The sequence below is a fragment of the Parabacteroides sp. APC149_11_2_Y6 genome, assembly GCF_054506995.1.
Genome location: NZ_CP173709.1, coordinates 5027382 through 5041290 on the forward strand (window position 1 = coordinate 5027382; position 13909 = coordinate 5041290).

The 13909-nt window shown below is 44.2% G+C and carries 15 protein-coding genes; 1 reads left to right on the forward strand and 14 read right to left on the reverse strand.

Features of this window, described 5'->3' with window-relative positions; translation table 11 throughout:
* Positions 1-111: 111 nt before the first annotated feature.
* A complete protein-coding gene (rpsO, locus tag ACGE0T_RS20480) occupies positions 112-381 on the reverse strand; it encodes a 30S ribosomal protein S15 (RefSeq protein ID WP_459188422.1) in 270 nt (89 codons plus the stop codon).
* A gap of 171 nt (positions 382-552) precedes the next feature.
* Between rpsO and typA the strand changes: the two genes are divergently transcribed.
* The gene (gene typA / locus ACGE0T_RS20485) at positions 553-2349 is read left to right on the forward strand and encodes a translational GTPase TypA (protein WP_459188423.1); all 1797 of its coding nucleotides are present in this window, start codon (positions 553-555) and stop codon (positions 2347-2349) included.
* A 120-nt stretch (positions 2350-2469) separates the two neighbouring features.
* On the opposite strand, the gene ACGE0T_RS20490 is transcribed toward typA, so the two are convergent.
* The 13 genes from ACGE0T_RS20490 to ACGE0T_RS20550 all read right to left on the reverse strand — a co-directional run bounded on the left by ACGE0T_RS20490 (position 2470) and on the right by ACGE0T_RS20550 (position 13877).
* Positions 2470-3132, reverse strand: a complete 663-nt coding sequence (locus tag ACGE0T_RS20490) for a hypothetical protein (RefSeq protein WP_459188424.1) — start codon at positions 3130-3132, stop codon at positions 2470-2472.
* A 288-nt stretch (positions 3133-3420) separates the two neighbouring features.
* Positions 3421-4836, reverse strand: a complete 1416-nt coding sequence (locus ACGE0T_RS20495) for an NADH-quinone oxidoreductase subunit N (RefSeq protein ID WP_459188425.1) — start codon at positions 4834-4836, stop codon at positions 3421-3423.
* A 19-nt stretch (positions 4837-4855) separates the two neighbouring features.
* Positions 4856-6370 carry a complex I subunit 4 family protein gene (locus ACGE0T_RS20500; RefSeq protein WP_459188426.1) on the reverse strand — a complete coding sequence of 505 codons (1515 nt, stop codon included), beginning with the start codon at positions 6368-6370 and terminating at the stop codon, positions 4856-4858.
* A 13-nt stretch (positions 6371-6383) separates the two neighbouring features.
* Positions 6384-8312, reverse strand: coding sequence for an NADH-quinone oxidoreductase subunit L (gene nuoL / locus ACGE0T_RS20505; protein WP_459188427.1), 1929 nt, complete (start codon positions 8310-8312; stop codon positions 6384-6386).
* 6 nt (positions 8313-8318) lie between these two features.
* Positions 8319-8633, reverse strand: a complete 315-nt coding sequence (gene nuoK, locus ACGE0T_RS20510; RefSeq protein ID WP_459188428.1) for an NADH-quinone oxidoreductase subunit NuoK — start codon at positions 8631-8633, stop codon at positions 8319-8321.
* A gap of 6 nt (positions 8634-8639) precedes the next feature.
* A complete protein-coding gene (locus tag ACGE0T_RS20515) occupies positions 8640-9173 on the reverse strand; it encodes an NADH-quinone oxidoreductase subunit J family protein (RefSeq protein ID WP_459188429.1) in 534 nt (177 codons plus the stop codon).
* Positions 9170-9649 carry a 4Fe-4S dicluster domain-containing protein gene (locus ACGE0T_RS20520; RefSeq protein WP_459188430.1) on the reverse strand — a complete coding sequence of 160 codons (480 nt, stop codon included), beginning with the start codon at positions 9647-9649 and terminating at the stop codon, positions 9170-9172. The genes ACGE0T_RS20515 and ACGE0T_RS20520 overlap by 4 nt, the downstream gene beginning before the upstream one ends.
* Before the next feature lie 24 nt (positions 9650-9673).
* A complete protein-coding gene (gene nuoH / locus ACGE0T_RS20525; RefSeq protein WP_459188431.1) occupies positions 9674-10759 on the reverse strand; it encodes an NADH-quinone oxidoreductase subunit NuoH in 1086 nt (361 codons plus the stop codon).
* Between the two features lie 14 nt (positions 10760-10773).
* Entirely contained in the window at positions 10774-11895 is a 1122-nt protein-coding gene (locus tag ACGE0T_RS20530; RefSeq protein ID WP_459188432.1) for an NADH-quinone oxidoreductase subunit D, read from the reverse strand.
* Between the two features lie 22 nt (positions 11896-11917).
* A complete protein-coding gene (locus ACGE0T_RS20535) occupies positions 11918-12367 on the reverse strand; it encodes an NADH-quinone oxidoreductase subunit C (protein WP_459188433.1) in 450 nt (149 codons plus the stop codon).
* On the reverse strand, positions 12364-12906 hold the full coding sequence (locus tag ACGE0T_RS20540) for an NADH-quinone oxidoreductase subunit B (protein ID WP_459188434.1): 543 nt from the start codon (positions 12904-12906) through the stop codon (positions 12364-12366). Before ACGE0T_RS20540 ends, ACGE0T_RS20535 begins: the two co-directional genes overlap by 4 nt.
* A complete protein-coding gene (locus tag ACGE0T_RS20545) occupies positions 12897-13247 on the reverse strand; it encodes an NADH-quinone oxidoreductase subunit A (RefSeq protein ID WP_459188435.1) in 351 nt (116 codons plus the stop codon). The genes ACGE0T_RS20540 and ACGE0T_RS20545 overlap by 10 nt, the downstream gene beginning before the upstream one ends.
* A 201-nt stretch (positions 13248-13448) precedes the next feature.
* Complete coding sequence (locus tag ACGE0T_RS20550) at positions 13449-13877, reverse strand: hypothetical protein (protein ID WP_459188436.1); 429 nt, start codon at positions 13875-13877, stop codon at positions 13449-13451.
* Positions 13878-13909: the final 32 nt, after the last annotated feature.

Genomic DNA, 13909 nt, shown 5'->3' on the forward strand with positions numbered 1-13909 from the left:
TAATGGCGGCAAATGTACATTAATTTTTCATTTTTAGAAGGATATTTGTAAAAGAAAAAAGGATAACCCCGTAAGAGGTTATCCTTTTTATAATATCTCCAAAGAGAATAATTACTTTCTGATACCAAGTTCTTTGATGATAGCACGATATCTTGTAATATCTGTTTTGATCAGATAATCCAATAAACGACGACGTTTACCTACCAACATTTTCAGTGCGCGTTCTGTGCTGTAATCTTTATGATTCGCTTTCAGGTGCTCAGTCAGGTGAGCGATGCGTACTGTAAATAATGCAATCTGGCTTTCTGCAGAACCTGTGTCTGTAGCTGATTTGCCATACTTTTCAAAAAGTTCTTGTTTTTTTGCTGAATCTAAATACATGATTCTTTTGTACTTTAATAAATTAATACTATGTTATCTAAGCGGGGACAAAGGTAGGCATTACTTTTTGATTAGCAAGGGATTTTCTTTTACTTTTTTTATTTTGACGTATGAATATCACATAGATATCGTAAAAAAGTCGTATTTTTGCAGCCAATAAATTAGTCTTCGATGCAAAAAATCAGAAACATCGCGATTATCGCGCACGTAGACCACGGCAAAACAACGCTCGTGGATAAGATGTTATTAGCCGGTAAGCTTTTCCGTGAAGGACAGGCAGAGCCGGATCAGTTCCTGGACAACAATGATTTGGAACGTGAACGAGGAATTACAATTCTCGCCAAAAACGTATCTATTAATTACAAGGATTGCAAAATCAATATTATTGATACTCCGGGACACGCCGATTTCGGAGGTGAAGTTGAACGTGTATTGAATATGGCGGACGGTTGCCTTCTGTTGGTAGATGCCTTCGAAGGTCCGATGCCTCAGACCCGTTTCGTTCTTCAGAAAGCTATTCAGATGGGTTTGAAACCAATCGTGGTTATTAATAAGGTTGACAAACCGAACTGCCGTCCTTCGGAAGTGCAGGAAATGGTGTTCGACCTGATGTTCAGCCTGGATGCTACGGAAGAGCAGTTAGACTTTCCTACTATCTACGGTTCGGCAAAACAAGGTTGGATGTCTACGGACTGGAAGGAACCGAAAGAGGATATCTATGCGTTGCTTGACGCTATTATCGAATATATTCCGGAGCCCCGGATACTGGAAGGGACTCCGCAGATGTTGATTACTTCCTTGGATTATTCCAAATATGTAGGACGTATCGCTGTAGGACGTGTTCATCGTGGCGAGTTGAAAGAAGGCCAGGATATCATGCTTTGCAAGCGCGACGGTTCGATGGTTAAATCCAGAATCAAAGAAGTTGACGTATTTGAAGGATTAGGACGTACAAAAGTTTCGTCGGTTAAATCCGGTGATATTTGTGCAATTGTAGGTATCGATGGTTTTGAAATCGGGGAAACAATTGCCGATATAAATGAACCGGAACCGCTGCCTACCATTGATATCGACGAGCCGACAATGTCTATGCTCTTCACTATCAACAATTCTCCGTTCTTCGGAAAAGATGGTAAATTCGTTACTTCACGTCATATTTACGACCGTTTACAGAAAGAGTTGGATAAGAATCTGGCTTTGCGTGTTGTTCCGACTGAATCAGCCGATTCATGGTTGGTATACGGACGCGGTGTGCTTCACTTGTCTGTCTTGATTGAAACAATGCGTCGTGAAGGCTATGAATTGCAGGTAGGCCAGCCACAGGTAATCATCAAAGAAATCAATGGTGAGAAATGCGAGCCGGTTGAACAGCTTACAGTAAACCTGCCGGAAGATTGTTCCAGCCGCATCATCGATATGGTGACAAAACGTAAGGGTGAAATGACCATGATGGAAAGCAAGAATGGTCGTATGCATCTGGAATTTACAATTCCTTCCCGTGGTATTATCGGTTTGAACAATGCAGTGTTGACTGCTTCAGCCGGTGAAGCGATTATGGCACACCGTTTCCTTGAATACCAACCTTGGAAAGGTGAAATCGAACGTCGTGTGAACGGTTCTATTATCGCTATGGAAACAGGTTCTGCTTTTGCTTATGCCTTGAATAACCTTCAATCACGCGGACGTTTCTTTATTGCACCGGGTGAAGAAGTGTATGCCGGACAGGTGGTAGGTGAACATTCGAAAGATAATGATTTGGTTGTGAATGTTACCAAATCAAAGAAACTGACCAATATGCGTGCTTCCGGCTCTGATGATAAAGTATCATTGGCTCCTCCTATTGTATTCAGCCTGGAAGATGCGTTGGAATATATTAAGGGTGATGAATATGTGGAAATCACTCCTAATAATATGCGTATGCGTAAAGTCATTCTGGATGAAATAGAGCGTAAACGTCAGGGAAGATAAGTTCTCCGCAAAAAAATCATAACTATGGTTTTTCAAATTCATAACTATGATTTGGAAAAATGATAACTATGATATACTAAAAAAGGTTGGTTGATAAATTTCAGCCAACCTTTTTTATGTTTATGGTTTCAGGGTATTGGCATAACGAATCAATTTTGTCATTTGTTCGACATCATTGAGTTTTACTTTTTTCTCTTCGATATATTTTTGCAATTCGTCCGTATGTTTCGGATAGAGTTTCAGGAATTGTTTTTCTGTCCTGAAAGATTTCCTTTTACCGTCTTTTTCAATCAGGTAGGCTTTGTCTATGCCGATAAGGATATACTTTCCGGTCGACAGGGTATGGCTTTCCCCATTGTTCCTGATACTTGAAAAGGCATCGATGGAGCCGGTCTCCGAGCGTCCTCCGTAGCCGGAATTTTTTCCTTCTTTCTTGAATCTGCCTAAATGCTTGACTGCAATCATCGGGTCAAATTGGATTACTTCATAAGCGCTGCCGTCATTTTGCATAAGGAATGATTTGCCGGCGACTTTTACGGCACTGATTTGGTTTATTTCTCCGAACTCTTTTATGGCGTTATCGTCATTTGCATCTATGAAGAGGAAGCAATTCCCTTGTAAGTGATAATTTAAGCGGGCATTATAAACTCGTCCGTCTTTATAATATACGGAACCATCCTGAAAATTGTTGAATAGGAATTGTGTACTGTCTATGTCTCCCTGAGCTGATAGGTTTGTCAGGACTGCCAGAAATGCGAAGAGAATTAAAATTTGCTTTTTCATAATACACCTGTTGATTAATGTACACCGAAAAATAGATAAAGTTTCGGACATGGCAAAACAGGGAATAGGATTTTTCTAAGAGATTGCTTTAAAAGCATATAACAGGCAAATCCGATTCATGTGAACAGTATCGGATTTGCCTGTCGGGGCTTTATAAATTACCCGCCCGTATTTTTATAATTAGTACCGCAGGCAATTTCAATTAGTACCGCATGTAATTCGAATTAGTAGCATAGGTAATATTTTTTAACAGTTGGATGGCTGAAAACTCCCCGTTTCCCTACTTCCTCAAATCATCTGCCGTGCCGCCCAGTCGATATACTGGAATACGGAAGAAATAAACCCGATACTCAATATGGCGATACAACAGAAGGCGAGCGTAGCCGATACCACCCGGTTTTTGCCGATACAGAGTTGCTCTTCCGGTTCATCAATGAAGATACATTTCACAATACGCAGATAGTTGTAGAGTGAAAGAACCAGGTTTAATCCGGCAAATCCAACCAATACGTACATTTCGTCTCCCATGGAAGATACCAGCAGGAACAATTTCCCGAAGAAGCCGGAAGTGGGGGGAACACCTGCTAATGAGAAGAGGCTGACTCCCATCATCAGGGCAAGAAACGGATTGGTCCGGTAGAAACCTTTGAATGAACGAAGGTTTTCTTTCTTTGTCGAGTCGGAAACAACACTGAGTACTCCGAAGAAACAGATATTGCTCAGCATGTAAATCAACATAAAGTACAGTGTGGAATCCAGTCCCATAATGCTGTTGCCTGTAATACCGACCAGCACAAATCCGACTTGCGAGATGGAGGAGAATGCCAGTAACCGTTTGAGGTTCTGTTGGCGCATGGCAAACAGATTACCAACTGTCATACTCAGGATAGAGATGACGGTAATGACTTCTTTCCATTCAACATGCATATTCTGGAATACGGTCATCAGGACGGAAACGAATACGAAAATGATAGATCCTTTGGAAATTACCGACAAATAGCTGGTAACCGGGATCGGAGAGCCTTCGTATACATCGGCTGTCCACAAGTGGAACGGGACTGCCGACATTTTAAAGAAGAAACCTCCCATCATAAATGCAAACGCTACAATTGTCAATAGGTTGGGTTCCAGATTCAGATGCAGGAAACTGAAACTCAGATTGCCGTATGCACCATATAACATAGAGATACCGAACAGCATGATACCGGAGGAGAAAGCGGATGACAGGATAAATTTAATACCTGCTTCCGAGGAACGCCGTTCTTCCTTATTGAAATTGGACAATGCGGTGATGGGTATGGTGGAAATTTCGATTCCCAGATAGAGCATCAGGATGTGTCCGCTCGACAACATCAGGAATGCACCTAATAAACTACATAATATCAGGATGTAAAATTCAACGCATAAGTCTGCATGTTTGTGAAGCCATCTGCCGGAAAGCAGGGATATCAGTAAAACCCCCAGATTCAGCATTGTTTTTTCCATTTCGATGAGGTCGTTAGAAAAGAAGAAGCCTTTGAATAAAACGCCCATGTCGACAGGAAGGAAGCTTATGGCAAAGTTGATAAACAACAATGTATTTACTGTAATCAGGAAAGATTTGAGATGTTTGTCCGCATCCGCCAGTTTCATCACCAGCAGGATAAATATAAGGAGACAAACAACTAATTCAAATCGTAATATAGAAAAGAGTTCGAGGCTCATAATCATGTATTTTTATCTGTTAATATTGGAATGCTTGTGTCAATAACCGGCGGGCTATTGCCAGGCTGTCGTTTTCTATCAGGCGCACTACCCAGAACGGACAGGTACCAATTAGGAAAATAGCGGCGGCCAACAGGATGGAAGCAACTCGCTCGGAAGGAGTGGCATCAGCCATTTTTTTGACGGCTTCATTACGTACACTTCCCCATATTACGGAACCTATAGCCCGAAGGATATAAACTGCCGTGACTACGATAGAGGCACAAGCAATTACCGTAGCAATCCGGTAGAATAGTCCGGTACGTTCCCATGAGCCGACGAATACGGTCATTTCGGAAACAAAGCCACTCATTCCCGGCAGTCCCAGTGAACAAAGCCCTACAATCAGAAACATAGACCCGATGAAGGGAGTTTGATGCAGTATGCCGCCCAACTCATTGATTTGGCGGGTATGTGTACGTTGGTAAATCATGCCGATGATACCGAAGAACAAGGCTGTCATTACCCCGTGTGAAACCATTTGCATGACAGCTCCCATGATTGCGGTACGGGTAAGCATTGCGATACCTAACACTACAAAACCGCAATGGCTGACAGACGAGAAGGCATTCATATATTTCAGGTCTTTCTGTGTCAGGGTGACCATTGCTCCATATAAGATGGCAATGGATGCCAGGATAATGAAAATCCATGAAAGCTGGTCGGCCGCCTCCGGAAAGAGGAAGGTGGAAACGCGTAAACATCCGTAACCTCCTAATTTCATTGAGACGCCTGCCAAAAACATGGATGCGGCAGTCGGGGCGGAAGAGTGCCCGTCCGGAGCCCAGGAATGGAAAGGGAACAGGGCGGTAAAGACTCCGAAACCGATAAAGGTCAGCATATATAACCATTGCTGGTATTGAAGCGGGATATGAACCAGTGCCAGTTCCTGTATGTTCCATGTGTAATTACCGGAGATTTTTCCGCTAAAGAAATATAACGCTACAATACCGATAAATACCAGTGCCGAACCTCCCATCAGCATCAGGGCAAGTTTCATGGCATTTCGTTCCCGCGCACCGGAACCGTACATGCCAATCAACAGGTATTTGGGAACCACTGCAATTTCGAGGAAGAAGAAAAGCATAAATAAGTCAGTAGCGATAAAGAAACCGTAGGCCCCGAATCCTAACAGTGTCATCAGAATATAAAATTCCTTGGATTGCTGCTGTATATTCCCGGAAACCAGGATACCTGCAAATACAACCATCGAAGTAAGCAGGACCATAATCAACGAAATTCCGTCCAGCCCGTAGCTGAAGTGGATATCCAACGGTTCGAACCAGGCAAAAGATTGGGTAAAGAGTAATGTATCTTCGCTAAGCTCCCCTTTTGCTTGTATAAAACTATAGGCAAGGAAACAGGTGTATAGGAATTGCAAGGCAGCTCCCGTAATTGCCATGTTCCGTATGGCTGCATTCTTTTTGGCCGGCAACAGCAGCAGAAGCAGAAGCGTGATACCCGGAATCAATAAAAGTATAGTTAGTAAATTCATATTGAGTCATCTATTAAGTTATAATCAACAGGATTGCCATCACCAGAATGCCGCCAAGGAAGAAGAAGCCGTAAGTCTGTATACGTCCGGACTGCATCTTCTTAATTTGGTTACTGAACGAGAGTGTGCCGGATGCCAGTTCGGTAAGCCCGCCCTGTATGAAGCGTGTGTCGATAAAGGTACAGAACCCGCCTATCCAGCGGTCCATAACCTTTTTGGCAAAAAACAGGTAGGCGTTGTCTATGTAAAACTTATGGAGTGCGCCACGGTAAAGGGCCCCCATTCGCCTTGCCCAGATAGCCGGTTTCTCGTTTTTCTTTAGGTAAAAGAGGGTGGCAATCAGAATGCCCGTCAGCCCTACTGCTACAGGAAATAGTGAACTTAAAATATCCATATGGACTTCAAGTGGTTGCCCGGTAGCTGTTACGTATTTCCCGAAAGGAATATATCCGGCAAATACGGTTCCTACTGTCAGTACTAACAAGGGTATTTTCATCAACCAGCTTTCGTGGGAATGTGTATCTGCTTCGACAGCCTTTTTATTATAGAATACCAGGTAGTAGATGCGGAACATATAGAATGCGGTTAATCCGCTGGTCAGCACGGCTACGATATACAGTATCGGATGTGATTCCCATACGGATGCCAGAATCATTTCCTTACTGAAAAAGCCGGACAGGAATGGGAATCCGGAAATGGATAAGGCGGCAAGCAGGAATACTATATTTGTAACGGGCAGCCGTTTCCGGAGCCCTCCCATATCTATCAGGTTTCCCGAATGTACCAGGTGGATAACGACTCCGGCACAAAGGAACAGGGAGGCTTTAAAGAATGCATGGGTGAAAAGATGGAACATGGATGCCGTATATCCTTCGTCGTGCCCGTTTCCCCAACCGGCTACTCCCAAAGCCAGCAGCATATAAGCGATTTGGGAGATGGTGGAAAATGCGAGTACCTTTTTCAATTCGGTTTGTGTACAGGCTATAACTGCGGCAAACAGCGCGGTAAAGGCGCTCAATACGGCAATAACTTCCAAGGCGTCCGGAGCTGAAATCGCATATATCGGGAAGAGCCGTGCTACAAGGAACACGCCTGCGACAACCATGGTTGCGGCATGGATTAATGCTGAAACCGGAGTAGGGCCTTCCATGGCATCCGGTAACCATACATGCAGCGGGAAGATGGCGGATTTTCCTGCACCTCCCATAAAGACAAGCAATAAAGCCCAGGTCAACAGGGACACACCGAGGAAGGAGGTTTGGGTAAACGCCGCCAGTTCCGGAGATATAGGGTTGGTTAGTGTGCCGGTTATCGTTTCGATATCGAATGAATTGCTACCGATGCCGAGCATCAGGATGCCAATCAGGAAGCCTAAATCGGCAAACCGGGTTACAATGAATGCTTTTTTAGCGGCGGCAATGGCAGCCGGTTGTGTAAAGTAAAAGCCTATCAGCAGGAAAGAAGAGACTCCGACCAGTTCCCAGAAGAAGTAAATCTGGAAAATATTGAAGGCTACGACTAATCCAAGCATTGAGAAAGTAAACAGTTGCAGGTAAGCAAAATAACTGCTGAGCCGCCCTTCTCCTTTCATATAGCTTATACTGTATAAATGTACAAGAAAAGAGACGGTAGGGATAACAATCAGCATCATGGCTGAAATAGGATTCAGCACGATGCCTGCATCGATGGACAAGCTATCGTTGAACTGGAGCCAGTTGAATGACAACAATCGTATGGGGAAATAGCTGTCTCCTTTTTGACCGAAATCAAAAAAGTATCCGAGGGCTACCATCCAGGCAAACAGTGTCGTCAATCCCAGCAATGAGGTTGCCAGAATACCGGATGTGCGTTCAGGAAGTTTCCGCCCGTAAAGCGCAAGCGTGATAAACCCGGCAAGTGGAAGCAGAAGAACAAGTCCTGCCTGTAATTCATAATTATTCATAGGATATCAGAATTTCATTGTTGTTGTATCGTCTATATCGATCGTCTTGAACTTCCGGTATAGGTTGATGATGATTGCAATCGCAAGCGAGACTTCTGCAGCTGCAACAATAATGATGAACAGCGTGAAGAACACGCCTTCCAGAGCCTCGGGATAGAGGTATTTGTTGAAGGCGATAAAATTGATGTTGACACTGTTCAAAATCAATTCCGTCGACATCAGCACAGTTATCAGGTTCCTGCGTGAGAAGAAACCGTATACGCCCAGGAAAAACAGGGCGGAACTGAGAATCAGTATATGTGAAAGAGGTATCTGTTCCATACATTTCTATTTTTCCGGTTGTTGATTGGATTTCTTTTTATTATTCTGGGCAATGACGATGCTCCCGACCAAAGCTGCCAGCAATAATACGCTGACCATTTCGAAGGGGAAGATGTACCCGTAGTCGTTCAGATTAAACAACTGGTGCCCGATTTCGTGGATATCCAGCCCTTCCTTGGAAATAACTTCTGTCCGGAAAGGATGCTGGAGGAGTACCCAGAGTACCAGTGCAAAGCCGGAAGCCGGGATAAACAGAGCCCAGAACATACGCCTCGGTATCGGTATCGGCAATTTGGAGCCGGTATTGTGTGTCAGGAAGATAGAGAAGATGATAAGGACCACGATACCTCCCACATAAATCATAATCTGCAAGGCGGCAACGAAGTTTACATCCATCATTACATAAATACCGGCTACTCCGATAAGGCAGAACAGCAGATATACGGCAGACCGGAAGATATGCCGGCTGAATACGCAAAGAGTACCCATAAGTAGCACCAGTGCTGCAATTATATAGAATAAAATGGCTTCTGCATTCATTTCTGTTCCTCCCGTTGTTTGATTTCAGGTGCGTTCAGGATGCGCACCAGTTTTTGTTTGTCATATTCACTGTTCTCGAAATGGTTCGTCATTTCCAATGCCCCGAAATTACAGGCATCCACACACTGTCCACAGAAGGTACAGCGACCGAGGTCGTAGATGTACTGGTCCAGTTCCCGCTTGGATTTTCCTTCGGGAGTAGTTATTTTCCGTGTGGTAATGGTGATTGTCCCGTTGGGGCAGGCTGTCTGGCAGAGGGTACAGGCGGTACATTTCAGCCCTTCTTCTCCGCGGATAAGTTCCAGATTCGCCTGGAAGCGTTCGGGAATGTACAGGGTCGTTCCTCTGTTTTCGGGATATTGCAGGGTCAATATCCTTTTGGGATGTGTCATACTGCTTAGTGTACGAAACATACCCTTTCCGAGGGAAACGAACGATGCCCCTATCGAGTAGATATATCCAAATGCTTTATTCATAATCTTTATTTAATTGAAATCTGTTTACAAATACCAGCCGAATACGGCAACGCAAGCGGCAAGTATTACATTTACGATGCTGATGGGTAGCAGGTATTTCCATTCCAAACGTAATAACTGGTCGATACGCAGGCGTGGAAATGTCCAGCGGAACCACATGATCAGGAAGATTACAAAGAAAATCTTACCGAAGAACCAGAGTATGCCGGGTATGAAATCCATCACCTGGTTGAAGCCGTCCAATCCCTGGATATGCAGGGGCTGCCAGCCTCCCAAAAAAACAGTGGCTGCCATCATCGAAGCTATCAGCATATTGGAATATTCCGCAAGGAAAAACATGGCGAACTGCATACCGGAATATTCGGTATGGAAGCCGGCTGTTAATTCCTGCTCCGCTTCGGCAAGGTCGAAGGGGGCGCGGTTCAGTTCTGCTGTAGAGGCGATAATAAAAATGACAAAGGCTAAAATAGCGGGTACATGCCCTTTAAACAACCACCAGCCGTCTGCTTGCGACATGATAATATCGTTGACGGACAGGGCGCCGCTCATAGCGATAATGGTGACCAGCGCCATCCCCATCGAAAGTTCATAACTTACGATTTGTGCTCCGCTACGCATCGCTCCCAGTAAAGAATATTTATTATGGCTTGCCCATCCTGCCATCATAACGCCCATTACGCTGATGGATGAGACGGCGGTAACGTATAATACGCCGATGTTGATGTCCCAAAGTTGTAATCCCGGGGCATAGGAGAAAGGCATAATTGACAGGAAGCTGGTTGCCAGAACAACGAACGGGGCGAGCGAGAACAATAGTTTGTCTGCCTGAAAGGGTGTTACGCATTCTTTCAGCAACAGTTTCAGTACGTCGGCAATCGCTTGTCCGGAACCACACCAGCCTACGCGCATCGGCCCGAGGCGCAATTGCATGAATCCGGCTATTTTCCGTTCGGCATAAATCATAAGGATTACCATGACAACGATCATAACGATAATGGCGAGCACCGACGCTACCAGTTCCAGTGTTAATACCCAACCTGGCGACAGATAGGCGGATAATGTCTGGTGTATCCATTGTGTCAGACCTGTGAAGTCTATTTGTGATTTCATCTTTTCAATACTTTTTATCGGTCAATATCCGGAATAATTAAATCGAGTGTCGACATGATAGCGACCAAATCGCCTATCTTAGCTCCTTTCACCAGAGGTTTCATTGCTGCCAGGTTGCTGAAATTAGGGGTACGGAATTTGACGCGCCAGGGTTTTCCCGTTCCATCAGCTACGATATATACCCCCAGTTCGCCACGGGCGGTTTCCACGCGGCTGTAATATTCGCCGGCAGGTAGTTTGATAACGCCTTTGGGTTTATTTCTGTAGGGACCTTCCGGTATATGGTCTATCAACTGGTCAATGATGGCAATGGATTGTTTCATTTCTTCCATACGTACCATGTACCGGCTCATGCAATCGCAGCCGTCGAGTAGGATTTCTTTAAATTCGACTTGCCCATATACATCGTAAGGAGCATGTTTGCGTACGTCGCAGGAGATACCGGAACCACGTGCAACAGGTCCTGTGCAACCCAGAGAGATTGCCATTTCCGGTGTGAGGTAGCCTACATTTTCTACGCGTTTTCTGAAAATGATGTTGCCTGTCATCAGTTCGCTGTATTCATGTTCATGCTTTTTTAAAGAGGCGATGACTTCTTTGACTTTCCGTACAAAATCCGGATGGAGGTCGTGCATGACTCCGCCGGGTGTGATATAATTCATTGTCAACCGGTTGCCACCTGTTTCTTCAAATATTTCCAGAATCATTTCCCGTTCGCGGAAAGCATAGAAGAAGGGGGATACGGCACCGAGGTCGAGTCCCATACTTCCCCACCATAACAAATGGGAGGCAAGGCGCTGCAACTCTGCCATGATAACACGGATGACTTGTGCGCGTTCCGGCACTTCTATTTGTGCTCCTTTTTCTATACATAGGGCACATGCCTGGTTGTTCATATGTGCTGACAGGTAGTCCATACGGCTGGTCAGGTAAATGAACTGTTTGTATCCCAGCGACTCGCACATCTTTTCGATACCCCGGTGGATATAACCCAGATAGGGTTCCATATTTAGTATGGTTTCTCCGTCCAGTTGTGTGCGCAGGCGAAGGACACCATGGGTGGATGGATGCTGGGGACCGATGTTGACAATAAATCCGTCGGTTTCATCGGGTGTTACTTGTATATAATTGTTCATAATTTATTAACTCTTCCTGTTGTTATAATTCCTCTGTGTTTATGAAATCTTTCCGCAGAGGGTATCCGTTGAATGAGTCGTCGAGCATAATTCGTCTTAGGAAAGGATGTCCCGCGAAACGTATGCCGAAGAGGTCGTAGATTTCATCTTCAAATAGTTCTGCAGCATGCCACAAACCGTAGAGAGAGTGGAGTTCGGGTGTCCCGTCCCGCTCTACATGTGTTTTCAGAATCATTTCATGACCGTGTGATAATGAACGTAAATGGCAAACTAATTCGAAATGTTCAGTCCGGTCTACAGCTGTTTCGCAAACTAACATCTTAAAATCAAATACTTTTTCTTCTTTTAATGTGCGGGCACATGCTATCAGCTCGTCTTTCTCTATGTGTAGGGCCGGCATGCCGAAACTTTCTTCGATCTGTTTGTCTTTGAACCAGTCGGCAAGGGCTTCAGTTAATGTATGGTTGCTCATTGTTTTTCCTCCTTTGGTTTTTCAATAACGTATGCTCTTTCTTCTTTTATTTTTTGTTGCAATGCCATCATTCCTTGAAGCAATGCTTCCGGTCGGGGAGGGCATCCGGGAATATATACGTCTACAGGGATAATTTTGTCTACACCGGCTACGACAGAATAGCTGTCTTTGGCAAACGGACCTCCGGTTATAGTGCAGGCTCCCATGGCGATTACATATTTGGGTTCGGGTATCTGGTCGTATAAACGACGCAATACCGGTGCCATTTTTTTTGTGATTGTACCGGCTACGATGATGAGATCCGCCTGGCGTGGAGAAGCACGGGCCACTTCAAATCCGAAACGGGACCAGTCGTACTTGGCAGATGCCGCACTCATCATTTCGATGGCACAGCAACTGGTTCCGAAACTTAAGGGCCAAAGCGAATTGCTCCGTGCCCATCCGGCTATTTTGTCGATCGTTGTAACCAGCACGTTACGCCCCAGGTTTTCCTTGAATTCTTCAGGTAACTCGGGCAAAAAATCTTTCTTCATTTCCATTGTAATGCTTTCTTTTTATAAGCGTAAAGCAATCCCATGAATAGGAATAACATAAAAAAGACAATCTCTATAAGGGCGGGTATCCCTATCTCTTTCAGGGTTACTGCCCAGGGATACAGGAATACCATTTCCACATCGAAGATGAGGAAGGTGAGAGAAAAGAGGTAGTAGCCTACATTGAATTGTGCCCAGGTAGTACCCTCACTGGGCATACCGCACTCGTAAGCTTGTCCTTTAATCGGGTTGCTTCGTTTAATGGAAACGAGTTTTCCCACGCCTATTGCCAGGCCGGCAAAGCCGATACCTGCGAGCAACATGGCTAAAATTGATATTGCTCCCATAATTTATGAATTGTAAAATTGGTATGAATAGAATGTAACAGGGCTATTGGTTTGGTAAGGATACATAAATATATCTGCTGCTATCCAGATATGGTTCAGGCATGGAATTTATAAATTATGGATTTCGATTGTCCACAATAATTATTTAGCTTGCCTGAAGAGGTGAAGCTCCGTTTGTATGTTCCTCAATAACCGAAGGGGTTAAATAACGATTTTCTGCAACTGGTATATTTGATGTGCAGAACGGTAAAACAGGGTAGATTGTATGATTATCTGGGACGTAGATACTGTCTCGGATATTTTTTGTCCGGAGTTATAGCCTTTCAGTACAAAGTCGGCTAAAATTTTATGAAATGACCGTATTTGTCCGATAGATGAGTTCGGTTGTTCATTTCCTTGTGATATACGATAGAGATTTCTGACGTATTCAGTATTGTCTGCAAAAAAAGAGAATTGCTCTTTGGATTGTTGTATAAAATTACATTCAAGTTCTTTTTCTTCAGAAGAGATAGAAGCCTGCTCCTGTAAGGTGGAAATGTTTTGTATTTCTGTTTTTACAGTGTTCACTCCATCTTGTGCTCCTGCGAGAAGCAAACAGATAAACATGAATACTGCTAATACTTTTTTCATACAAAACCTCTTTTTCTTAGAATTTTTTGCAA